Origin of the sequence: Chlorobium sp. N1 (genome assembly GCF_004332115.1) — a bacterium.
In the GTDB taxonomy this organism is placed as follows: domain Bacteria; phylum Bacteroidota; class Chlorobiia; order Chlorobiales; family Chlorobiaceae; genus Chlorobium.
This window is the reverse complement of the sequence record NZ_SJPA01000001.1, coordinates 285,176-308,682: the sequence shown is the minus strand read 5'-3', so window position 1 is coordinate 308,682 and position 23,507 is coordinate 285,176. Positions and strand designations below refer to the sequence as shown.

Annotated in this window: 19 protein-coding genes; all 19 read right to left on the bottom strand. The window is 55.3% G+C overall.

Annotation, left to right across the window (positions count from 1 at the left end; translation table 11 throughout):
• Nucleotides 1-3 precede the first annotated feature (3 nt).
• The 19 genes from E0L29_RS01390 to E0L29_RS01300 all read right to left on the bottom strand — a co-directional run bounded on the left by E0L29_RS01390 (nt 4) and on the right by E0L29_RS01300 (nt 23,502).
• A complete protein-coding gene (locus E0L29_RS01390) occupies nt 4-822 on the bottom strand; it encodes a DUF4114 domain-containing protein (protein ID WP_165498793.1) in 819 nt (272 codons plus the stop codon).
• A gap of 82 nt (nt 823-904) precedes the next feature.
• Nucleotides 905-1,693: a WecB/TagA/CpsF family glycosyltransferase gene (locus tag E0L29_RS01385; protein ID WP_207387743.1), complete on the bottom strand. Its 789-nt coding sequence runs from the start codon at nt 1,691-1,693 to the stop codon at nt 905-907.
• Nucleotides 1,694-2,188: 495 nt separating this feature from the next.
• Nucleotides 2,189-4,204, bottom strand: a complete 2,016-nt coding sequence (locus tag E0L29_RS01380) for an acyltransferase family protein (RefSeq protein ID WP_131353761.1) — start codon at nt 4,202-4,204, stop codon at nt 2,189-2,191.
• Nucleotides 4,205-4,641: 437 nt separating this feature from the next.
• On the bottom strand, nt 4,642-5,682 hold the full coding sequence (locus E0L29_RS01375) for a glycosyltransferase (protein ID WP_131353759.1): 1,041 nt from the start codon (nt 5,680-5,682) through the stop codon (nt 4,642-4,644).
• 40 nt (nt 5,683-5,722) lie between these two features.
• Nucleotides 5,723-7,495: an ABC transporter ATP-binding protein gene (locus E0L29_RS01370; RefSeq protein WP_131353757.1), complete on the bottom strand. Its 1,773-nt coding sequence runs from the start codon at nt 7,493-7,495 to the stop codon at nt 5,723-5,725.
• Between the two features lie 47 nt (nt 7,496-7,542).
• Complete coding sequence (locus tag E0L29_RS01365; protein ID WP_131353755.1) at nt 7,543-8,262, bottom strand: glycosyltransferase family 25 protein; 720 nt, start codon at nt 8,260-8,262, stop codon at nt 7,543-7,545.
• Between the two features lie 37 nt (nt 8,263-8,299).
• Nucleotides 8,300-9,043, bottom strand: a complete 744-nt coding sequence (locus E0L29_RS01360; RefSeq protein ID WP_131353753.1) for a hypothetical protein — start codon at nt 9,041-9,043, stop codon at nt 8,300-8,302.
• A 42-nt stretch (nt 9,044-9,085) separates the two neighbouring features.
• Nucleotides 9,086-11,572 carry an AMP-binding protein gene (locus E0L29_RS01355; protein WP_165498792.1) on the bottom strand — a complete coding sequence of 829 codons (2,487 nt, stop codon included), beginning with the start codon at nt 11,570-11,572 and terminating at the stop codon, nt 9,086-9,088.
• Between the two features lie 164 nt (nt 11,573-11,736).
• Entirely contained in the window at nt 11,737-12,480 is a 744-nt protein-coding gene (locus E0L29_RS01350; protein ID WP_131353749.1) for a 4'-phosphopantetheinyl transferase superfamily protein, read from the bottom strand.
• Between the two features lie 7 nt (nt 12,481-12,487).
• Nucleotides 12,488-13,687, bottom strand: a complete 1,200-nt coding sequence (locus tag E0L29_RS01345) for a glycosyltransferase family 2 protein (RefSeq protein ID WP_131353747.1) — start codon at nt 13,685-13,687, stop codon at nt 12,488-12,490.
• Complete coding sequence (locus E0L29_RS01340; RefSeq protein ID WP_131353745.1) at nt 13,684-14,907, bottom strand: glycosyltransferase; 1,224 nt, start codon at nt 14,905-14,907, stop codon at nt 13,684-13,686. Before E0L29_RS01340 ends, E0L29_RS01345 begins: the two co-directional genes overlap by 4 nt.
• Nucleotides 14,904-15,962, bottom strand: a complete 1,059-nt coding sequence (locus tag E0L29_RS01335; RefSeq protein ID WP_131353743.1) for a glycosyltransferase — start codon at nt 15,960-15,962, stop codon at nt 14,904-14,906. The genes E0L29_RS01340 and E0L29_RS01335 overlap by 4 nt, the downstream gene beginning before the upstream one ends.
• Nucleotides 15,963-16,148: 186 nt before the next feature.
• Nucleotides 16,149-17,093 carry a putative nucleotide-diphospho-sugar transferase gene (locus E0L29_RS01330; RefSeq protein WP_131353741.1) on the bottom strand — a complete coding sequence of 315 codons (945 nt, stop codon included), beginning with the start codon at nt 17,091-17,093 and terminating at the stop codon, nt 16,149-16,151.
• 3 nt (nt 17,094-17,096) lie between these two features.
• Nucleotides 17,097-17,468 carry a hypothetical protein gene (locus E0L29_RS01325; RefSeq protein ID WP_131353739.1) on the bottom strand — a complete coding sequence of 124 codons (372 nt, stop codon included), beginning with the start codon at nt 17,466-17,468 and terminating at the stop codon, nt 17,097-17,099.
• Between the two features lie 16 nt (nt 17,469-17,484).
• On the bottom strand, nt 17,485-18,915 hold the full coding sequence (locus tag E0L29_RS01320) for a hypothetical protein (protein ID WP_131353737.1): 1,431 nt from the start codon (nt 18,913-18,915) through the stop codon (nt 17,485-17,487).
• The gene (locus tag E0L29_RS01315) at nt 18,912-19,460 is read right to left on the bottom strand and encodes a serine acetyltransferase (RefSeq protein ID WP_131354679.1); all 549 of its coding nucleotides are present in this window, start codon (nt 19,458-19,460) and stop codon (nt 18,912-18,914) included. The genes E0L29_RS01320 and E0L29_RS01315 overlap by 4 nt, the downstream gene beginning before the upstream one ends.
• Nucleotides 19,460-21,715, bottom strand: a complete 2,256-nt coding sequence (locus E0L29_RS01310; RefSeq protein WP_131353735.1) for an AAA family ATPase — start codon at nt 21,713-21,715, stop codon at nt 19,460-19,462. The genes E0L29_RS01315 and E0L29_RS01310 overlap by 1 nt, the downstream gene beginning before the upstream one ends.
• A gap of 22 nt (nt 21,716-21,737) precedes the next feature.
• A complete protein-coding gene (locus E0L29_RS01305; protein ID WP_242664235.1) occupies nt 21,738-22,799 on the bottom strand; it encodes an SLBB domain-containing protein in 1,062 nt (353 codons plus the stop codon).
• 178 nt (nt 22,800-22,977) lie between these two features.
• Nucleotides 22,978-23,502 carry a serine acetyltransferase gene (locus tag E0L29_RS01300; RefSeq protein ID WP_131354676.1) on the bottom strand — a complete coding sequence of 175 codons (525 nt, stop codon included), beginning with the start codon at nt 23,500-23,502 and terminating at the stop codon, nt 22,978-22,980.
• Nucleotides 23,503-23,507: the final 5 nt, after the last annotated feature.

Below are 23,507 nucleotides of genomic sequence, written 5' to 3'. Positions count from 1 at the left end.
CCGTCATATGGCGGTTTGTCGCTGTTGTCTCTTGTGCAGATAGGCAACAGCAAGGAGGAACGTTCCAAGAATGAACAGGGTCGAGGGTTCGGGAGCCGTTGTCAGGGCCGCGACGTTCGCTGTTCCGATATCGATTGCGAAGAGCAGGTCGTTGTAGTCCTTGTCACCTCCGTTCCACATATCCTCAAAGCCGATCAGGAGGTACGGGCTGTCGGCAATGGCGTAGGAGATGACATGCGCAATCCCGTCAAGGTTCAGCGACGAGTCGGTTGAATAGAGCTGCGACGTCGTGGAACTGAGGAGCGCTCCCTGGGCGATGAGGAAGAAATCGAGCTGGGTATTTGCGTCGAATGTCCCGAGGTCGACGAAGTCACCGGGAAGCAGCGGGGTGTCATAGGTCCTTGCCGGATCGTCCGTGCCGTTGAGGTATGAGGATTGTGTCGAGGCGTTCGGGAAGATGATTTCCCCGCCATCCCCGATTGCACTCTCTATGGCATCCGTGGTGAAGCCGAGCGTATTCCAGTAGCCGGCTCCTTCACCGACGAAATAGACCCTGACATCGGAAGCAGTCGAAAGGTAGAGCTGTGAGGGGTCGAGGCTGATGCCCGACAGATCGTTGACGCTGCTGGTCTCCTTAAGATTACTGTTGATCCAGCTGGAGAGCGTCGGCAGGTAGTTTTCCTGGAACGTGACGGACGCCTCGTCTGAAGCGGCGTCCTGCACGTCGCCGGCAATATCCAGCCCGTAAGGGTTGGCATAGGTCCAATCTTCGTCTGCATATGCCCCGGCCGGACTCGATAACGCCAGGAGTCCTGCGACCATGAGGGCCGGGAGGTTAAACTTTCCTGCGATATGCCTCGGTATCGCATTCCGGATGGCTTCGTGTGTCATTGCGTGTGGGGGGTTACGCTTGTGTCGCGGCAAACGGGTTGCTGTAAGTTCCCGCTAGCTGTCTGGCGAAATGCCGGAAAAAAACGGGATCATTGAGAAGGTATCGTTTATACATTCTTTTTGGTTCCATCAAAAGCCTGTAGAACCACTCCATGCCGATTTTCCTGATTGCTTTGGGGGCGCGGCTGACATTGCCCGCCTCGAAATCGATGGTCGCTCCAAGGGCCATGAACAGCTTGACTCCGGGCATGCGGTCCCGGTAGCGCGCAAGCCAGATCTCCTGTTTCACGCCGCCGGCACCGACGACAAGCACCGTGGCTCCGGAGCGGTTGACGAGTTCGACGATTGCATCGCATTCCGCCTCGTTCTTCTCGAAGCCGAATGAAGGAGAACGGGCTCCGATGACGATCGTTCTTCCGACTTTCCGGTTGATGTTCTCCATGGCTTTTCTGGCAACCCCTTCTGCTGCTCCGAGAAGAAAGATCTTGCAGTCGGCGTCGTTCTTATGGTGCATATAGAACGAGCTGAGGAAGCTCGAGCCGGGAATCGCCTCGGGAAGCGGCACGGAAAGCAGCTTCGAGAGGAAGTATAGGATACGGCTGTCACAGACAACCCAGTCGGCTGACTGATAGGCATCGTAAAACGCTCTGTTTTTCTGCAGGTGGACAAGGTGATCGATGTTCGGTGTGACGAGCATCCCGCTCTGAAGATTGTTCAGCAGCTGGGCCTCGGTGATGCTGTCGATTCGGACGTTGAGAAGCGTTGACTGCTTCAGGCCTTTTTCTTTAATGGGGGTATGCACGACTGGTTTGTCTCTGATGTTTTACTGCGATACTGTTGCCGTTCAACTGGCTGCATGCATAAAGGGTGCCACGTTATCATATTTGTACGTTACCTGTAATGACGGGCTTTTTGCCCGGGGTATCGGCTCTCTTGCGATGGGTGCGGCGGCAATATGAAGGAGGCGGGCTCTCATTTTGAGAGGGGGCTTCCATGATTTCCTCTGATTGGCGCGGCATCGAGCTGCCTTTTGTGAAATCCCATCCGGGGTGCTGCGGTTAATCGGCGGTCCCTTGCGGAAGTGACGTCGGGTTGTAGGCTTGAGTGCCTGCGGCAGTGGTTTCGTTTTGATGTCTGCCTACGGCCACTCGTTCCAGTCATATCGTTCATGTTTTTGTTCCGTGTCGCGATAATTTCTTTCGGTTTAGCGGCTGACTGGGTTCACTCGAAAGGTCAGGATCGGCAATGTCGTGTCTAGCCGTCATCAGTATGAATTGCACTTGCCGCAACAGCGACATTATTTGGCCATCGAAAGGCGAGAATCAGTATTCATGCCAAGAGTGATGATGTGTTGGAACACATCATCGAATGCTGGGGCAACGGTGGCGGATCCATAGGTGGATAAGTGGCTTACGTCCATATAGAGGACTTGTCCTTCGCGTGCCACTATGGCTTTGTCCTCGTTGTCGAAAAGGAGCTCCTGCGGGCTGATAATGGTGATGTCGAATTTCTCCTGAAGCTCGGCAAAAACCATTTCAGGAAATCTGTTCATCTCCTCATAGGCGTTCCGGTCTGAAGCGATTTTCCTGAAACAAGGCTCCTCATGCATTCTCACGCTCATCCAGATCAGCTTGTTCGGGTAATCTTTCAGGTGGGGGACGTCCCTTACGATGACAACTTTTTTGCCGAGAGCATCCAGTGCGCTTACCGTCCTGAAGAGGCCGGCCCTGAAGAGTTCCTCGAAGGAGGCAGACTCGTCATATTCTCCGGTTGCATCCCTGATTTCGGAAGGCCTTCCCCATATACCGGCAAGAATAACCACTTTGATTTCGGGGTGGGCGCCAAGGAAATCAATGACGCTTCTGTTCTGCTCGGTTTCGTCGATTCCGTAATCATATGTCGACATCCCTTTTATGCCCAGAAGGGGCCGCAATGCATGGCCATGAGCCAGATTGTAGCCCGAAACACCGAATTCCTCACCCTTGATCGATAGTGCCCCAACCAGAGCGCCTGCATGGGAATCGCCCCAGAGGGCAAATGAAGGCCTGACGTTCTTTGCCCCGATGGTTCTCGGCGTATTGCCATCCTTTAACCCATGCAAAAACGTTTCATTTTCCTCGAATTGAGACCAGATGGGGTCAGTTGCTATATCCATCATCGCATTGTTCGCTTCCGGCGACCGATAAGGCATTCCGTCCTGACGGAAAACAAGCTGCCCGAAACCGGCAAAAAAAATCATGACGGCTGCGGCTGCGGCAAAAAGCTGTTTCCTTTCTGGCAGCATCATCTGTTTCCCGCGGAACGGCTGCTCGATATACTTCCATGAAAACGTTGCAACTACCAATGAGGTGACAATTACGCCAAGGCTTTCATATCCGGTAAAGGGTCTCATCAGGACATACTTGCCAAAGGCTACCAGCGGCCAATGCCAGAGATAGAGTGAATAGGAAATCAGTCCGATAAAGACCATCGGGCGAAGAGCCAGAACGGTATTGAGGTAAGGCATCTGAGCGCCCCCGCCGGCAACAATGATCAGGCAGGCGCCAAGGACCGGTGCGATGGCGTTATAGCCGGGAAAAAGGGTTGAATCATCATACATGGTTATGCTGTAGCCAATCAGGGCAATCCCGAAAAGGGAGAGGGCATTGCTTATTCTCGGTGAGGGGGCCTGTTGAACAATACCCAGGGCGAGCAGGGAGCCTGCAAGGAGTTCCCATGCTCTCGTGGGCATGAGATAGAATGTCGGAGAGGGTTTGTAATGAATGCCCCATATGCTGACCCCAAGGGAAAGAAGGCTCGCAAGTATGATCCAGAGGAGGTAGCGTCGCTGCAGATATCTCGAAATGAACAGAAGCACAAGAGGAAAGAATATGTAAAACTGCTCTTCGACCGCCAGCGACCATGTGTGCAGGAGGGGTTTCTGCAATGAAGGGGCGGCGAAATAGTCGGATTTGAACCAGAACAGATCAAGATTTGAGGCAAAAAGCGTGGTTGCCTGAACGCCCTGGCCCAGTTCCTTGAATGCCTTTGCATCGAACAGATACGAGCCGACGAGAATAACGAAGGCCAGCATAGGAAACAGCGCCGGGAAAATCCTTCTGATTCTCCGCTCATAAAAACGGGCAATTGAAAAATCCTGCCGGTCGATCTCTTTGAGGAGGATGAGTGTGATGAGGTAACCCGAAATAACGAAGAATATATCCACGCCGACATAGCCGCCGGAAAAGCCAGGGATGTCTGTATGAAAGAAAAGGACGGCCAGAACTGCAACGGCTCTGAGTCCGTCTATGTCGGCGCGATAGTTGATTGCCATTGGGGGGGGGTCAGTTATTATCCGGGCGCAGCGTGTCTTGTTCCGCCCTGCAAGTGCAATATCGCAAGAAGCGTGCCATGCAGCAATGCTTACGTCGGATCCTTTGTGGCCCTGGCGTTGAGTTGCCCGCCTTTAGGGGGTTTCTCTCATTGTAAGAGCTGCTGAGCCTTCATTCTGCGAGAATGATTCGTTCAGGCATCGCGTTTCCCGTTTTTTTGCCTGTTTTATCGAATCTCCTTCAGCCAGTGATTCGATTTATGAACGGTTTGGCTGGAATCCGATGCCGTTGTCGTGGATCGCTTCATGAGCCCGGCACCGTCTGCCTCGGCCTTGTTTGCTATGGGCACGATTTGCTTGCGGGCAGGCAGTTGCTGTTCAAGGAAAAAACGCATCAAAAGGGCGCGGCTGCATTGTTGTTCCCGATTCGAGGGCTTTGTTCAGTTTTTCATCGTTTGCTCTGCCAGCGCTTCGAGTCGTTCAATGTCGTCCGGCAGGGTTGCAGGGCGGGGAAGGCCTGTCATGGTGCAGAAGTCGGTGATTCTATGGCGCCAGTCGTGGTGCCGGATCATGTTTGCCATATTGATCCTGCGCTGTACTTCAAGGCGGTCGTTGTCGGCCAGTATCTGTTTGAGTTCATTTGTGGCTTCTCCGGGGTTGTCCGACAGCTCTACGGTGACTTCCGGCCAGAACAGCATCTCGTCGGCCATTCTCGAGACGGGTTTTTTCCCGGCAACGATACAGCCCGCCAGCAGTGATTCCATCCATCGGCTGGTCACCATCATGGATCGCGGCCGATTTCCTTCGGTATCGACAAAGAGGTTGAATGCCAGTGACATGCGCGTGCGATGCAGCAGCTTGAAAAGCATCCCTCGTTCAATGGGTACGCTCTCCCCGGTAAGGTTTCCGAGAGGGGAGTGCAGGTAGAGATAGGGGGAGTCAGGGCTATGGAACGTACGGGTGAACGCGCTATGGTAGTTTTTTGGGATGCGCCCGAAGCCGATGATGTCGATTTCCCTCTTTTTTGCAGACCGTGGCGCCCATTGCAGGCAGTCGGCTCCCTGGTACATCTGTTCAACCCTGATGCCGAACTTCTCCTGCGGGAACGCTACGTCTTCATGTGCTGTAACGGTAATCATGTCGTAGAGGGCACTCTCTTCCATATATCCGGCATGGAAATATGAGTCAGTGACAACACCGAAAATCCGGTCGAATTTTTTTCGGCAGTCCTTGATGCCGTTGATCATGGAGAGCCCGCCAGGCTGGCGGGCAATGACAATCAGGGCGTCTCCGCCATCGGTTTTTGCCGCTTCGTACCTTTTCCCTCCATTGAAAAGGCCGCGCAGTCCGGAGCCGGAGGCTTTTTTTGTTGAAAGGATTTCGGCGTTGAACAGCTTTGCAAGGATTCCGCCGAATTCATCGACGGCAATCCATCCTGCGTGCGGTTCTGCAAGGCCTGCATGGAGAACGCTGATTTTCATATGCTGCAGTGGTTCAGTAGGCGCGTTGATGGAGTTGCTTCTATGGTGCGCTCTCTTGGAGCATCATTGCCGGAGACCCTTCAGCGGCAATGGTTCCCTGTTCGAGCCGATAGATCCGGTCGCAGTGTTCGACTGTTGTCAGACGGTGTGCGACGATCATGACGGTCTTGGTGCCCTGGAGGGCTTTTATCGCATCCATGACCGCAGTTTCCGACAGGGTGTCCAGGGCACTGGTCGCTTCATCGAGTACAAGGATTTCAGGGTCATGGTAGAGGGCCCTGGCGATGCCTATACGCTGCCGTTGCCCTCCGGAAAGGCGGACGCCTCGTTCGCCGACAAAGGTTGAAAGTCCTTCGGGCAGTTCATTGACGAATGTTTCGAGATTGGCGGCGCGAACGGCTTTTTTAACCTTTTCCATCTCTATTTCCTCATCGGGAAGGCCGAAGGCGATGTTATGCGCCAGATCGTTGTCTGTCAGGTAGATGGATTGAGGAACGTAGCCGATCATGTTCTGCCATGAACGCAGATCGTCGGCCGTGTTTCTCCCGTCTACGGTTATACTTCCGCTGTCGGGGATAATCAGTCCAAGGATGATGTCGATAAGGGTGCTTTTCCCTGAACCGCTCGGGCCGATAAAGCCGACCGACTCCCCCTTGGTGATGGTGAGCCTGATCTGGTGCAGGGTCTGCCGGGTGGCTTGCGGATAGGTGAATGAGATGCTTTCGGCGCGCAGGTCATGACGGAACTCGACCGTGTTGCCGGCCTCTTTTCGCTGGGGGTTCGGCAGGGAAAAATCATTGCCGATGATATCGATGACCGGCAGGCAGTACTGAAGGGCCTGCAGGGCCATGAGGATGCGGTTTACGGATGGGATCATCCTGAAAGAGGCCACGGCAAAAAAACCGAGGTTCGGAATGATGGCCTCAATCGAGAGTCCTTGCGAGAGCATGCTCAATACCAGGACAATCAGTCCTGCAACAGCGAGCAGTTCAAGCCACAGGCGGGGCATCTGCTGCACGGTCGTGTTCAGTTTCCTTACTCTTGCCCCTGCGCTGTTGTGGTAGCCGTACTGTTCGAGGAAGTAGTTTTCCTTGCCAAGGATCTTGACGTCCTTGATGCCGCCGAGCCCCTGCTGCAAGTGCTGCATGCGGAGGCCGTCGTGGAACATGCGGGCCGATCCCCATCGGGCAACCCTGCCCTTCGTCAGGAGGACATAGAGCAGGCTGGCGGATCCAAGGGTAAGAATGATGTTCAGGGTCCCGAACGGTTCGACGAGAACCAGCAGGGTAAAGATGCAGAGAATGGTGAGCGACTCAATCGTCAGCTCCATAATAGGTTTCAGCACATTGTTGGCAAAGACCTCAACCTCGCTGGTCACATTGCGTATCAGCTGTGCGGAGTTGTGTTGCAAATGGAATGTGTAGGGTTGCTGGAGGTAGATGCTGAAGAGCTTTTTTGAAAGTCGTTCACCGATGGAGAAGAGGAATCGGTTTTGTTGCCAAAGCATGAGAAGCATGAATGAGGCCTTGACAGAATAAATCAAGAACAGCACGCCGAGGCCGCCAATGACCACGGTTATCTGGTCAGGGTTGCCGAAAAACTCGAAAACGGGTTGGAGTAAAGGGTATTTCGTCGCAATATCCTTTTCTGTAAAGAGGGCAAGGGCTGGAATGACCATGCCGACCCCAAGGGTTTCCAGCACGACACTGAAGAGCATCATGGCGAGGATCACCAAACTCATTCTCCGTTCTTTGCCGGAAAGCATGGCAAGGATTCTGTGGATCTTTTCCCTGTTTATGATCTTTATTTTCATGGATCTTTTGCTGTATTCTGTCGATACCCTCTTTTCCGGCCCTTCCGTTACGTGCTGATCCTGTACAGCGCGTTTTTTAGTTTTCTTGCCATTGCCGTAATCGGCGCAAGCACTTTCCATCGGTCCCATACGGAGGGCTCGAGGAGGTCCGTGCGCGAACTTCTCTGGAATCCGAGGGTTGGCCAGCTGATATAGGTGATAATGTCCGGATTCTGCTCCCTGAACGTCGAGATGGCTCCGTCGTAATGCATCGGCCCCCCGTCCGGGTGACCTGCAGGCCGCTGCAGCACGGTTTCAAGAAAGTCGATGAACCGGTCCATGCACGAGCTGTTGACGGCATAGAAATGGGTGAGTCGAAGCGGGTCCGTAGTGGTTTCAAGTCCGGGCCGATGCTTTGCACTATCGGGATGTTCGTGCCCGAAGTATAGGAAATCCCAGTTCTTGCCCTCAAGGCGTTCCATGATATTCCTGCCCGCGGCCTCAACGTTCCTGGCAAAGGCTATATCATCCTCCAGCAAGAGGATCGCGCCGAGCCGTTCAGCCCTTGCCTGTTTGAGGATCTCGAGGTGGCTGAGAAAACAGCCTTTTGCGCCTTTCGACGGAAACCCGTCAGACGTTTCGGGGCGGACAGCCGGAAAAAACACATCGCTGCCGTCCGGCACTTGCCATCCCGCACGACGGAACTCCTCAAGGGTTTCTTTTTTTCTGTCGGTCCTTTCCGGAAGGTTGACGACGGCGACTCTGTCGAAATGATCAAAAAAGTTCATGGGTGCTCATGAGGTTGCATGAATAGAAGCGGTCCGGTCAGGAGCCATAGAGACGGAAGGCATTCTGTATCCTGTACTGCCACTGCAGGAGGGCCTCCTTGAGAAGCCATCTGCTCCAGGAGTCGTTGTAGACGCCTCCTCCGGTACCGGATTCGGCCGAGTGCCTCGGGTAGTGGGGCAGGGGAATGTAGTTCAAGCCCAGAATGATCGCTTCATGGACTGCATTTGCCAGGGCTTTTTCAAAAAACATGAAGGTCTGTTCATCGATCTGCGGGCGGTAGCTGATGAGCAGCTCTTCGAAAAAACGGGGAACTGCGCCGAAAAATCGGGAGTCGGCAAGCGCAAGGCCCGGCTCCAGGTTGATCATCATGTCGGGGGTTTTCTGCCCCTGATTCAGGGCTGCGATGTATGAGGCGATATTGAGCACCTTGTAGCGGCCGGTCACCTTGAAGATGAATTCCGCCTGTCGGAATAGTCTGGAAGAGTGGAGCGCCTCTTCGATGATCAGCATCTCCCCATATCCCTTGCCACGTTTCTTGTCGTAATCGTTGCCCTGGAAGGTAATGATTTCAAGCTTGTTCTCTCTGATTTCCCGAGGGAATGCGCCGGAAATGTCATTCCCTGAATTTTCAACGAACAGGACAGGGATTCCGGAGTTTTTCAGATAAAACCCGATGGCTTCGAGGTACTGGGCTTTTCTTTTTTCCGTATCGTTCAGCACGGTCATGTGCATACCTCCCGGATCGATGCATCCGGTCATGAAGATAATGCTTTGTTTCATTGCTCTGTGATCATGTGTTTTTGCCGCCGCCGGCTTCCGCTGTTATCTTTCGGCGCCCCCATAGACGCGGGAGAGGCGGTTCATGATGACCGCTGCGGCCGTGAAGAAGAGGATCATGGGTATCGCCAGTGAGAGCGTGTAGCCAAGGTTCAGGCTGAGGAGCAACTCTTTTATTGGAATCACCATTGCATGTCCGACATACATAGGCAGGGAGAGAATGCCGATGATGCCGAGCATTCTGTTGAGCTGCTTCCCGAAAGGACTGTTCATGTGCCGGCGGGCACGCATGAATGCAGACAGAAGCAGGAGCGTAAGGCCGAAATAGACCTGAACCGCCCAGAGATGGGGGACAAGCATTGAAAACCATTCTTGCCCATTGCCGCTGTCAAGGGAGATAATGAGTCCGAAAAGCATGAGCAGCAGGCCTGTCGATGCGTATCGCTTTTCCATCTCGCCTGATTGTGCATGTTTCCGCAGATGGATGCCGGCGCTCACTCCAAGCATAACTGTTCCGGTCATGGTGAAGTAATTGTAATTGGCTTTGAGCATCAGGAGGACCAGGTTTACCCCCGCAACTGACTCGGTGTCAGGCAGCATGACCCTGAAGAACATGCCGGTCGCAAAAAACAGGGCCGAAGCAGCAAGGCTTGCCGTGATTGTGTCCTGAAAGCCGGAAATGGCTTTGTGCCACAGCGGGATGCTGGCCACGGCGAGCAGATAGTACAGCAATACCGAGTAGAACAGGTGTGTCGGCAGCCTGTCCGGAAATTCCTTGCCGCTTGTCAACAGGATCGTCAGGCTTATGCCCGCAAGAAGCAGGATGCCTCCGCCGATCAGCTGCAGGGCGAACCGTATGTTCTTTCGGGCCAGCTGCGGGTTGTGATCAAGCTGATGGAAGTAGTAAAATCCGACGCTGAGGCCGAAGACGAGGGCAAAGCCGGGAGTCCCGAGGCGGTACGCAGGGTAGAGGAGGGTGTTCATGCCGGCGAACATGCCCGGTAACCGTTCCCACACACCCGGCAACCAATGGATGGCGATGAGCCACAGCACAAGCAGCCCCCTTGTCGCGTTGATGGAGTCGGCTGTCAGGGCTATGTTATTGCGCTCGTCCGCACCTCCGGCGCTTTGTTCTCCGCTTTCTCCTGTTTCGCTCCCTGTGATATCCGCGATTGTTTTTCCTTCGATGAATGCCCGGGCCGTGGTTCTGGGTATTCCTGCTTTTTCAAGCCTGAGCATCATTTTAAGCGAAGAGAGCGAGTCGCCTCCCAAATCGAAAAACGTCATATCGAGAGGGATCGGATGAACGCCCAGGACCTCTTCCCATACTGCGATGATTTTCTGCTGCTCCCCGTTCAGCGCGCTGTTCTCCACGCCGCGAGCGGCTCGGGGGGCTGGCGATGGGTTCGATTCCCTGTCGGCCATGAAGTGTTCGGTGAGCCGTCTGCGCTGGATCTTTCCCGTTTCCGTCCGCGGAAGTGCCTCGACTTCCATGAAGTGCAGCGAATCGCCGGCCTGAATATGGAGCTGGCTGAGGATTTTCATCGCTTCGGTTCGTATCCGCGATTCATCAATCCCGCATTCTTTTTCAGTGACGATAAGAATCCCGTCGCCTCTCAACTCATCGGGAACCCTGGTGATGGCGATGCCTCCCTCTCGCTCAAGCGTTGAGAGGAGTTTGGGTTCTATCTGTTCGGGAAAGAGCTTGATCCCGCCGCAATTTATTGCGTCGTCGGCGCGGCCGAGAAAAAACAGGTTTCCGTCCCGGATTTCCCCAAGGTCGTTGGTCGTCAGCCATCCATCGGCATCAGTGATCGGGGTAATGCCGTTTTCACGTGTCCTGCCGACGGCAACATGGGGACCCCGAATCTGGATCCTGCCGTCACCGGCCAGCCGGAATTCAGTGTTGCCGTAGCTCCTGCCGACCGATTCAAGCACATTTCCCGTGCTTCGTGAGATATCCAGAAGCGTTGTCCTTGATGCTTCAGTCAGGCCGTAGTGCTGGACAATCCTTGCGTTGGGAAACAACGTCTTCATTGCCTCTTTTTCCCTGCGGGACATGTACTGGCTTCCGATTTCTATCCAGCGGACCTTTTTGCCGAGCTCTCCGATCACGTCAGGGTTCGCAAGCAGGATGCGCCATAACGACGGCACGGCAGAAATGGCGTTGATCTCGTCGTTCTGGAGCATTGCGGCTATTTCAAAAGGGTCGAACCCCCCGGGAGGGATGTATGATCTTCCCCCCACTGCCGAGCAGTGCCTGATCCGGCCAAAACCGAACGAGTAGTAAACGGGAACGCCGACATATTCCCTGATGGTGTGGTCTGTTTCCATGACGGACTGCAGGCGCTCAATTACGTCCGCAAGGTTTTTGTGCGTCAAGACGATGCCTTTGGGCTTCCCTTCCGTTCCGGAAGTGAAGGAGAGTTGTGCAACGGCATGGTCGTTTCTGGGGACATGTTTTTCGTCGAACCAGCCGGTGCCGGGGGTGGCGTCCATAATCTCGCTTATGGCAACGCCTTCCGGCAGCAACGCCGCATCGCGGGAGTGGAGGACCACCAGCGGCTTGCCTCCTTCATAGGCCCGGAAGACTTTCCTGATGAAATCGATGCCGTTGACGGCCACGATGCCAATGGCTCCCAGCACCTGTTTGTCATCGGTCAAGCCGGAGGGTATGGCGTACGGAGTCATTTTCTTCACAGGATTGATGGTTGTTCGGAGGCGGCAGGCATCGCGACCGGGGGCTTCAAGGCGACAAAACGAACCGACGAGGCCTGAAACGGCGTCGTTGCCGCCAGTGCGATGCGGTGATCCATGAAATCGATGTTCTTGAAGTGCCAGCGTTCAGGCATCGGCTCAATGTCCGGGCTTGCGGCCAGTCCGGGGCGCCCTGTTCCCCGGTACAGGAACGCAATTTTTTCTGCTTCGGAGTATATGCCGAGCCCCTTGGCTTTGAGGAAGGCCTCTTTCAGGGTCCAGAGCGATAGTGCCCGCTCGGGTTGGCTCCTTGGGTCGAGCGTTGCGAGTTCTTCCCGCTCCGTTCCGGAAAAAAAGATATCGGCTATTTCCATGATCTCTCCGCCTCGCCCGAGGGGTTCTATATCGATGCCAACCGGTCCTGATGCACTGATTATGCATACCGCCAGTTTCGAGGTGTTGGAGAGGTTGAACTCGATATGGCATGGCGGATCGAGAGACGGTTTGCCTAACGGCGTTCTCTTGAAGTTCACCTCTTCAGGGGGGATATTCAGATAGTGGGACAGCGCGGTTCTTGCCAGCACCCGGCTCATGAGGAACTCGGCTCGTTTTCCTGCAGCATGCAAACGCTTGAAGCGTGCTCGTTCCTCATCCGAAAGAAGGCGTTCAGCCATCATTTCCGGATGATGCTGATGGTTAACCCTGCACCACCATAGATGCATTTCTTTTGCCTTGATCTGCATCGTTCGGTTATATCCCGTTGTCAGGATGCGTTTCCCTTGCCGTTCTGACCCAGTCGCGGTTGTTTTTCTTCTTGAACAGCATTCCTATGTAGATCGGGACTTTCCAGAGGATGTAAACCGGCGCTCCGAACAGGGCGAGCCATGTGGTGAGCGGTGCACGGCGCTGTACCTGGGCCGAGACCAGGTACAGCAGAACGGTCAGCCAGCTGGCGGCAATGGCCCATGCCCATGCTCCCCCGAGTATCGCCCCTGCAACGGTGCCGGGTATGAAGAGCAGGATGAGAAGGCCGAGCGGTGGGATGGCAAGATCTCCCCATGCATAGAGGATTTTCGGGTTTCCGGTCTCGGCAAAGCGCTGCAGCAGGGGCTTGGTCATGCTTCTCACCAATGAAAACCTGCCGCCTTCCCAGCGGTTCCGCTGACTTGCGGCATTTTTTGCGCTTGTGACCATTTCGCTGGTGACAATGGCATCGGGGTTGTACTCTACGGCCATGCCGTCCTGCAGGAGCTGAAGGGTGAATTCCAGGTCTTCGACGATCGAGTGGCAGGGCCAGCCGTATCGCTCGAGGATCGGGGTCCTGAATGCCATGCCGTTGCCTTTCAGCGATGCTGAGCCGGTGAGGACGGATGAGCCTGCGAGGCGAAGGTGGTTGAAGACGTTGAAGGCTGCGTCTACGAGGGCCGGCCGCCATCCTGCCGACGGGTTGTTGACGCCGTTGTAGCCCTGCACGATGTTTACGAGAGGGATGCTCAGCGATGCGCTGATTTCGCGGAGGTAATTGATATCGGGGGTAACGTCGGCGTCGATGATGGTGATGGCGTCGGTATCCCGGAAGCTCTCTTTGTGCTCATTGAGGAACCAGTCGAGCGCCTGGCCCTTGCCCCGTTTCTCTTCATCGAAACGTTCGAAGACCCTGGCTCCGGCTTTTCGTGCGTATTCCGCCGTGTCGTCCTGGCAGTTGTCGGCAATCACGAAGACCTCGAGCCGGTTGGCCGGATAGTCGCACCCGTATACGCCTTCAATGGTTTTCATGACCGCATCACCTTCATTATGCGCGGGGATCAGGACCCCGATATTGAGGAACCTGTTCGTTTCCGGCTTTTTTTTCCGGAAAAAGAACGATGCAGCGGTGGTTGCCAGCAGAAAGAGTGCCGGCAGGGCTGTCAGGATGACAGGCACGGCAAGGAGCAGTGAGGGTATCGTCATGATCGGGTTGCGGCCTGGGTCAGCAGGTCGACCATTTTGCTGTTGTTGAGGTGCTGGTTGTAGCGCTCGCGTACGGTTTTCCTTCCTGCCGCACCGAAGCTCTTCCTCCGCTCGGGGCTTTCAATCAGGATGCGGATCTGGCGGGCAAGGTCCGCAGTGTCTCCGGGAGTGGCAAGCAGGCCGTTGCGTTCGTGTTCGATGAGTTCGGGAATGCCGGTGATACGGGTTGATATGACCGGGATCTCCCTGGCCATTGCCTCCATAAGGACAACGGGAACTCCTTCGGCAAAACTGGCCAGAACGAAGATGTCCGCTTCGGCATAGTGCTCCCGCACCTGATCCTGGCCAAGGGCTCCGGTGAAGGTGATATTTTTCTCGAGGCCATGCTGGCGGCTGAATTTCTCGAGCGACTTCCTGTCGGGTCCGTCTCCGACCATGGTGAGGCGGAACGGTATGTTCTCTTTTTCAAGAATCGTGCAGGCCTCGAGCAGGGTGTGCTGTCCCTTTGCCGGAACCAGCCTTCCAACGCAGAGCAGGTGTGGTATCTCGTTGTCGGGCTCCGGCCTCGGCGTCCAGCGCTCCGGATCGACACCGCAGCGGACGATATGGTGTTTGTGCCACATTTCCGCCGGGGTGATGCGCATGATCTGGCTGCGGCTGTAGTGGCTGATGCAGCGGACGAAGCTGGCATGGAGAACCTTTTCTTCAAGCATCGCTGAATCGACCTCATAGAAGATGTCTGGGCCGTGGACAGAGATGCTGTAGGTGATCCCTCCGTAGGTTTTCATCAGGAGGGCGACGAAGGCCGTGGGGTTTGCGAAATGTTCGTGCACATGTGTGACGCCCCGTTCGCGCAACCATCCCAGCAGGATTCCCGCTTCCACGAAATAGGCTGCGGCTTTGACGGGGCTGCACGGGCCGCTGAATGCCGGCTTGAGAGCTTTTGCCGCCATGCGGATGTAGCCTCCAGGATTGCGGGCAAGGGTTCCGGCATGGGCCCTGAAGGCCCCCATCAGCGGCTGGGAGAGAACGGTGAAGGTTCGGGCCGCCTCTTCCTGTTCTTCCGGAGTCATGACCTCAAGGTTGGATGTCTTGCGGATGGTTGCCGTGTGGATCTTCATGCCTGCACGGCGGAGCGATTCGATTTCCCTGTAGATGAAGGTGTGCGATACCGCCGGGTACTCGCTGCACAGATAGGCGACGGTCGTTGGTTGTTTCATGACAGCTGATCCGATAGTGCCGTCGCAAGTCGCTTCTGTTTGTTGCGCAGCGGTTTGGCTGATATTCTGCCGAGATGGAACCTGAGAACTCCGGCAAGTTGGGGAAGAACGACAAGGGAGCAGTGCCAGGCGTACCTCCTTGCTTCTTTTCTGTCGAGTTTGTGTTCGCGCATAAACTGTCCGACCCTGAGAATGCGGGGCATGAAGAGCAGCGTCGAGCCTGCAAGAAGCAGCAGCGCTGTCAGAGCGCCGGCTATGGGCGAGTTGATGGCCAGCGCCGGCATGCTGAGGATCAGTGCGGCCGTGAATCCTCCTCCCTTGATGGTGATTTTCCGATACTCGTATTGCCAGAACGCGCTTCCCGCAAGAGCCTCACGATGGCGCACGGCGCCGAACCCGTATCCTGAGCGGTATGCCCTGCGAAGGTATTGGCTGACTGTTGTCATGGCAAGGTCGTGCCGGGTCATCGGCTCATCCAGGCGCATGATTTTCCATCCTGCGCGGGTGATGCGCCGGCTCAGTTCCGGGTCTTCTCCACCGACAAGTTCTTCGTCATATCCTCCTGTTGCCTCAAGCGCTTCTCGCCTGATGAGCACATCGCCGCCAAAGCAGTCGCTTTCACCGGCGGGTCCGTTCCATTCAAGGTTGCCTATCCAGTTGTAGACGGAGTGTTCAGGGTGTTTTTCGCGGCGCAGGCCGGCTACTGCCCCAACGCCATCTTCATCGATGGCTTTCAGCGCCTGGCGGAACCATTGTGGTTCTATGACGGTGTCCGAGTCGAAGAAATGGACCAGCGGTGCCGACCCGTGTTTCCATCCGGTGTTTCTTCCGAGCCCGGGCGATGGAAACTCGGGGGTGATCGCCAGCGTTTGTACCTCCCCGTACCTGCGGGCCACTTCCAGGCTGTCATCCGTTGATCCGCCGTCAACATAGCAGATGCGGAGCTTCTCTGCCGGGTAGTCGGCCGCTTGTATTGACTCTATGCACGCAGCCAGCGTCTTGGAGCAGTTGACGCCAATCAGAATGCAGTCGATATCAGGGGGGTGGGGGTGCATGCTTTCTGCCTGCGTTATTGCTTTTGTTATGGGGGCCGGATGAAATCAGTGGCTGAATCGCAAAATCCATGCCATGGCGACGCATGTCGGGGGAGGCACTCCGGTAGGGGTTTTCAGGGGGCGGGGGCGTTGTTACGGAATGAAGTTGACTCGCATACGGAGAGGCGGCCGGGCCGGGTCCTCTCTCTATGACAGTCGTAAGCGGGGCCGTTCTCCGGATAGTTTTGCCTGCAGTGCGCGCAAGGCTATCGGCAGGCTTCGTGCCGCCAGGGCTTTCTTCAGGAACGGCTCCGTCCAGGGGTACCAGGTTTTAGAAAGTCTCGCAATCGGTTCCAGGTCGATATGTCCTGTTTTTTTGATCTCCTTGACCAGACCATGGAATATGGTGTCGTCACGCTCTTCAAAGCGGATGGTGCTGTAGTGCATGATCCGGGCTTTATAGACGCCTGCGTTGTACATCGAGATGAGGGCATTGTACTGGGGCGGAAGTATTTTGATGGCGAGTCCCGGTTCCTCGATGGCTTTATGGAACGGCGGCTGGTCTTTGAAGAGCCCCCTTTGCCGGCAGCTCTGCCAGATGGCGTGCCAGCGCCTGAAAAGCTCATGTGTCCGGGGGTTGTCCTTCACGAACATGACGCCTGCGTTGTAGTAGGGGTAGACCGGGAACGGCCAGCCCATCTCCCTGAACGTTTTGCTTTCGAATTCATGAAAGACAAAATCAGCAGGGGTGCTCACATTGCCGTCAAGGCAGAGGGCGATGTCATGGTCCTTGGTGAATGCGTCGTCAAGCGGGGCGATCGGAACGGCATCGGAGTCGAGATAGAGGAACTCTCCCGTGACGAATTCACGCATCCTGGTCTTGATGCTCCTGCTGACGATCATGGGGTTCGGATCAGACTCGTCGACAACAGTTAGTCTGTCGGCCAGTTCCCTTATTTTGTAGCGTTCTCCGCTAAGCGACTCGTTGGTCGCGGGGTCGAGCAGCACTTCCGCCGCAATACCCGGCGAGAACCTTTTCAGGCTGGCGATGGAGAGCAGGGCCATTTCAAGGATATGGTCACCCGGGTTGCTGACCAAAACATAGACGGCCTTTTTTTTTCCGTCCGTCGGCGGTGCAGTGCTTTTTTGCATGATTCAGGCGCTTGTATCCTGGCGATGTGCGAGGTGTTGTTTCATGCGTATGATGAGTCCTGCGACGACTCCGATCGTAACCCCCAGGTTGTTGTAGAGCGCATCAACCATCTTGAAACCGTAGCCCGTCATCGAACCATGGACGGCTTCAAAGAAAAATCCCAGCGGCGCGACGGCAAGCGTGACGATGAACGCCGAGAAACGTTTCCTGAGTACTATCAGCGGAACGGCCGAAAGGACGGCGTAGATGCCGATATGGAAGAGTATGTCCAGGCCGAAAGCGTTCTTGCTGTCGACGCCTTGCGAGAGGCTTGCGGCGATAAGCAGCAGGAGTGCGCCGAGCCATGCGGCCTTGAGTTTGTTCTGTAGGGACATGGACTGTAAATGATTTTCAGGTAAGGAATTTCGTTGATGACCTGTTCGGGTCGGAAAGAAATTTACTCATGTAGACGTCAATATCCTTGAGCAGGTTGATTTCTTTTTCCTCCGTCAGCCGATATGGGGGCTGCTCTGTTGTTACGAAGCTTAATATCCCTCCGGTGAAGACCATGTAGATGGGGTTGACCATCGCATTGAGCAGGTTGTCAACCATGGTGATTGCTATGAAGACCGACATTGCTGCCGGGGCGGCGTATTCTGGCGAAGCCCATCGTTCAGCCTTGACCCGCCTCAAAAAGAGCAACGCGGGGAGCTGGATGCCCAGTGTCATCCAGATCAGTCCGTAGATGCCCTGGTTCCCGAGCGTTATGATCCACATGCCGTCGGTAACGGAGGTGTCTTGCTCGTCTTCATTGTGGACCCTAGCGCGTCCGTACCCTCCCCATCCGAAAAACGATCCCTCCAGTGCCCTCTTGATGAGGGAGTCTTCGTTGGTGAAGCGGAACTGCAGCGATTCGGCTCTTGCTGGACTGATGTTCTTTTCGATGTAGCCGGTCAGGTTCCTTCCGTCCCACATGCCGGTGATTCGTGTGTAAAGATGAGGATAGGGGATGAGCAGCAGCAGCAGCAGCACTGCCGGGCTCTTCAGCTTCTTTCCGGCCAGCAGCGCGGCTGTTCCGATGAGAAAAAACGTTATGGATGCCATGGACTGGTACATGAGGAACGTCACAATCACCGCTCCGAGCAGAATCGGCGAAGGGATGAACAGTATTTTTTTCGGCAGCGATTTTGTCATATAGAGCCAGGTCCCGAGCAGGGATGCCAGGAGCATCCACATGGCTGCCATGAGCCCGTGCTGCATGTAGATCATGGGCCGGTATCCTCCGTCTTCCCTGAGGGTCTGGAGGAAATTGTGCTGATGGAATCCGTAGGTGAGACGATGCAGCTGCGGACTCATGATGAGTTCGAACCAGCTGAAGGGGACGTAGACGACCCCCCCGATGAAAATGGTTATGGCCAGGGTTTTGAGGACATCGGCTTCGCTGAAGTATACGCGCCCGAGATAGTATGGGATTCCCCAGAGTATCGATGTATAGAGAACGGCTGAAAGCCCGTCATAGGCGCCCAGCCCGTTGGCCATGGATGAGAAGAACGGTGCGGTGCACCACAGGAGCATCGGAAGGTCAAAGTACTTGAAGTTGAAGTTGAGCAGGCGTTCACGGTCGAACATCCATGCTCCGGCAAGGACGCCGTATGCAATCACCGTGGATTTGGTGTTCTTCAGGAGGAAAATGTCGTATGCGGCGCATGGCAGGAACATCCAGCCCGCAACGTAGGCAATGACCGGCACCAGTCGTTTGTCCAGCTTCTTATAGAGGATCATGACAATCACCGGCCATGAAAGAAACGCTACGGGAACCAGGATGTTTCCTGAGCCGCTCATGATTCGGGGGGGGCTTCAGTGAGGGGGACTGCCGGAATGCCGACAGCTGTTGAGCCTGCCGGTATGTCCTTGAGGACAACAGCATTGGCCCCGATGCGCGAATGTGCACCCAGGCGAACGGCTCCGAGAACTTTCGCACCTGCTCCTATATCGACATGGCCCTCTATGACGGGAGCCTGGGGGCTCTTGCCGTTCGTGCCGATGGTGACCTGCTGCATGATGAGGCAGTTCGGGCCGATAAGGGTTTCAGGATGGATGACGATTCCGTTGGGATGGGGTATGAGAAGTCCTCCGCCTATTTTCGTATTGATGGGAATGTCTGCGCCGCAGACGGCGCTCCAGAATCGATGCTGCAGTACGGCCAGTTTCGAAAGCAGTTTCCCAGCGGCGCCTGTGCTCTGCAGGTGCTGGTAGCGCCTGATCGAGGCGAGGAGGTACTTTCCGGGTTCATACCTGCCCCGAGAAGGCTGTTCTCTTGCCCAGTCGGGGGTTGTTGCCGAAATGGCCTCCTTGCCCGTACCGTGCTCTCTGCCGTTTTGGCGCATCATTTTTTTTGCTGTTCGAACTGTTCTGCTTTTTTGAGGATCCGGTCTATCAGTTGCAACCCGAAAGCCTGTTTCTTGATGGACTGTCTGACTTTCTCGGAAAGTAACTTTTTCAGGAGCGCCGGAGGATTGTCGAACATTTCGACCACGGAGAGCGTTTTGCGGTTGCCGCCGAAATTGAGGATCGGGGCGATCGTCGGGACTCCGAGCATGACAAGCAGCTCTGCCGATTTTTTCAGGTCACTGAATTTGGAGCTGTCTCCGAGGGCAATGAGGGCGACAATATCGGCATGAATGGCCAGATGTTCTGTCATGTGGCTTTCGAGCAGCGGAGCGCCATCGACGCAGATGAAGTCGTAGGTCTGCTTCAGTTGCTCGAAAAGCTCGCGGATTTTCTGTCGCGGAATGGCTTTGCCGGTAAGGTTGCCGGCATACATCATATCGATGTTCTCTCCCTCCGTGGTGATGATGCTCTCTTCGAGCGAGTGGCTGCCCGAGAGGTAATCGCAGAGGCCGGGCAGGATGATCTGGAATTCAGCACTTTCTGCTACCGGGGCGGCTTCAAGGTCTGCGTCAATGATGAGGATTTTTTCGGCAAGCTGCGAGAGTGCTTTGGCGCAGCTTACGGTAATTGAAGAGGAGCCGACCCCCTTGTCCGTTCCGGTGAAGAGGATGATGCGTGAGTTTGCGACTTCCTTTTCGTGATAGAGCTTGATGGCAAGGTTGCCGATCTGATGTGCGCGGAAGTCGTCTGGAGCGATGCTGTAGCGCATCTCATCTCCGGCATTCGGTGTTCTGATGTTGACGATGGTCTGTATCGGGGGATGACCGAGCGCCTGCTTGATATCCCCGCTTTTGCGGATTGTTTCGTCAAAGACCTCGAATGCGGCAAAGGCGGCGCCGACCAGGCCAAAACTGCCGAACAGCAGCATCAGGGTGATTTTGTTGATGTTCGACTTGAGCGGCTGACCCGGGGTCCGCGCCTCAGAGAGAACCGAGATGCGTAGCGGGGCTTTTTTTTCGATTTCTATTTCCGTAATGCGCTTTTCGATGTTGTTCAGCAGGTCGAATTTATTCTGCCAGCTGGCTGTCAGGTATTCTCCCTTGTGTATGCCGATCGAGATCCGTTGCGCCTCCTTGCCGGTCCTGTCCATGGCTAGACGGAGGGTGTCTTCTCTGGACTTGTTCGTCTCGTAGGTGTTTTTTGCTGTGATAAGAGATTTTTCCATCTCGATGTCCCGTTTGCCGATAATGACCTGGCGGGCATTTTTGCGCACGTCGTTGCGCAGATCCGTTGCATACTCTTTCATCGATTGCATTCTCCCTTCGACGGAAATCCGTTCAGGGTTGACTTCTGTCAGGCCGTCGGTGGTGCTCCGCATCTGCTGAAGCTGCTGGTAGGTCCAGGAGTCCGTACTTGCAAGGGCTGTGCTGTTCAGGACGATTTCATTGACCAGCGGCTCGACCGAGATCTTTTTCAGCTCCGTGTTTGTCCTGAGGATCGCTTCGTATTCTGCCTCGGCTGAAAGCCGTTCATTCATTGCGTTGTTGTAGGTAAACAGAAGGTTGTCCCTGCTTTTTGCCGCAAAGTTGAAGGGTTCTGAAAACGATGAGGTGCCGATATCCCTGGTCAGGCTGTCGAGATCGTTCTGGATTGTCGACATTTCCCTGGTGATGACGTTTTTCTGCGCGTAGAGAAACCGGAGCCTTTCTGTGCTTGAATTGTTGTCGTTTTTTCGGGTTTCCTCCATGTAGGTCTGCATGAGCGCATTGAGGAATTCGGCAAGGCCGTCGGGCTTGCTTCCGGATATCTTCAGGTCAAGCACATGTGAGCGTCCGTCAGGAGTGACCGCTACGATGCCCTGAAGGATTGCCGCACAGGTTTTCATGGGGAGCCCTTTGGGAAAGAGGGCTTCTCGTTTTTCCGGCTCCATCGCCGTCAACGATTTCTCCAGGATGTCGATCGTCGTCATCGCCGTGGCGGTCGTATTCATGTACCGTGCATAATAAGACACGATGGATGATTGCTCGGTGCTGCTGAAGAGTGTCGGTACAATGGGATCGACCCGCATGAGTGCATGGACTTCATAGTAGGGTTTCTTGACGACGAAGATCAGCGGCGTCAGCATGGCGAAGAGGAATCCGCCGAGCAGGACGATGAACAGTCCGTATCGGCTGACGAAGCCTAAGACATCGAACGCCTTTTTGGGTTTGCCCAGCGGCAGGGGTTTTCCTGTGGCCTGATCTTTCAGCATGTGCAGAGGGGGATCCCGGCCGCTAAGGAGCCGGGATGACAATGGTTGAATTGACGGAGTTCACCGCAGACGTTCCCAGGTTGATGATCTGCAGGGCCGGCATGATGTCTTCGATCGAGTAATTGAACTTCGCCATGCCGCTTGGGCTGACGTAAACGATGTCGTCGGCCATGAGGGTGTAGTTCTTGCTGAAGTCGGCCTGTTCGATCAGGTTCTCCAGGTTGACCTCCACCACGCTTCCGTTGACCTCCTGCTGACGGATGATGAAGACCTTTTCCCCATTTGCCTTGCGCGACATGCCGCCGGCCATCATGACGGCCTTGAGCACGCTCATTCCCGAATGCAGCTGAATGGCTCCGGGCGACTTGACCTCACCCATGACATAGACCATTTCGTTTGCGCGTTCCGGGACGTAGATGATGTCGTTGTTGCGGATGGGGGCGTTCAGGCTCATGTTGCCATTGTTGAGCAGATCCTGCAGGTCTATCCAGATGACCTGGCTGCTGCCCCTGATGATGGAGCAGCGCGTCATCCTGTCATCCTTGGGCACTCCTCCTGCTAGCGATAGTCCTTCAAGAAGGCTGCCCCGTCCTGTGAACCTTACCATTCCGGGGCTGTTCACGTTGCCGAGTACGTAAGCCTTGTTGTTCAGGAATTCATGGACCTGGATGGTGACCTCGGGGTTGATATAAAGGATTTCAAGCTTTTTTGTGATGGCGCTTTTAATCTCTTCGGGCGTTTTGCCGACGACGCTGATCATTCCGACCCTCGGGGCGGCAATGAATCCGTCGGGTGAGACGATGAGCCTTTCTTCGGAGAGTTCAGGGCGCCGCCAGACCTTGAGGCCGATGATGTCTCCCGGTCCAAGACGGTATTCGAAAGGGCCGCTTTCCTCTTCAGCCTTCATGAGCTCCTCTTTTTTCGTGAATGTCGGCGTCTTTGCGGGCAGCTTCATGCTGAAGTCTCGTCCCGGGGCATTGGGGACGGGCGTACGGGTCGGCTTGGGGGAGATGCCGCCGCATGAGGCGAGCAGGAACAAAAGCGACAATCCCATGACGGCCGGAAGGCCGTGAGTGCGCATCATTGGGGCTGACGGTGTTCGTTGCATGGTTGGGGGGTGAGGGTTCCTTTATTGCTCTTGTGCTATAGGCAAAATCCGTGCCATGTGCTGCCGGCCGGTTTGTTCCCGGTAACGCCTTCGTTCCGGAGTGCTTTTCCTTCCGTTGTAATGGCTGCAAGAACCGCGTATGCCCGTTTTGCTCTCATAGTGACAGGCCGGTCGGCGTCTTTTCCTTCGGCAGGATGCGGGCCGGAATCCCGACTGCAAGGGAATTGTCGGGGACGGATTGCAGCACGACGGCATTGGCGCCGATGTCGACGTTGTTTCCGATGGTGATCCTGCCAAGGATTTTGGCGCCTGCTCCGATGCTGACGTTGCTGCCGATGGCGGGAGCGGCCTTTTCCTCGATGTTCTTGAGCCCGACGGTGACGCCGTTGCGGATCACGCAGTTGTCACCGAAGCTGGCGTAGCCGCTGATGATGATGTCGCCGAAGTGGTCTATCCTGAACCCTTTGCCTACAGGGACCTCGCAGGGGAGCTCGATGCCGGTAAGGATCTGTGCACCTTTATACAGGACATGGTAAAGGAGTGAAAACGGTTTCCGTATTATGGGGTTGCCGATCGTGTAGCGCCAGCGTCCGAAGCGGTAGACAAGCATGACCCAGAATCCCTGGGCGCCCCAGTCTCCGCCGTACGTTGCCAGGTCCTGGCGGATGTCGTTGAGCATGCCCA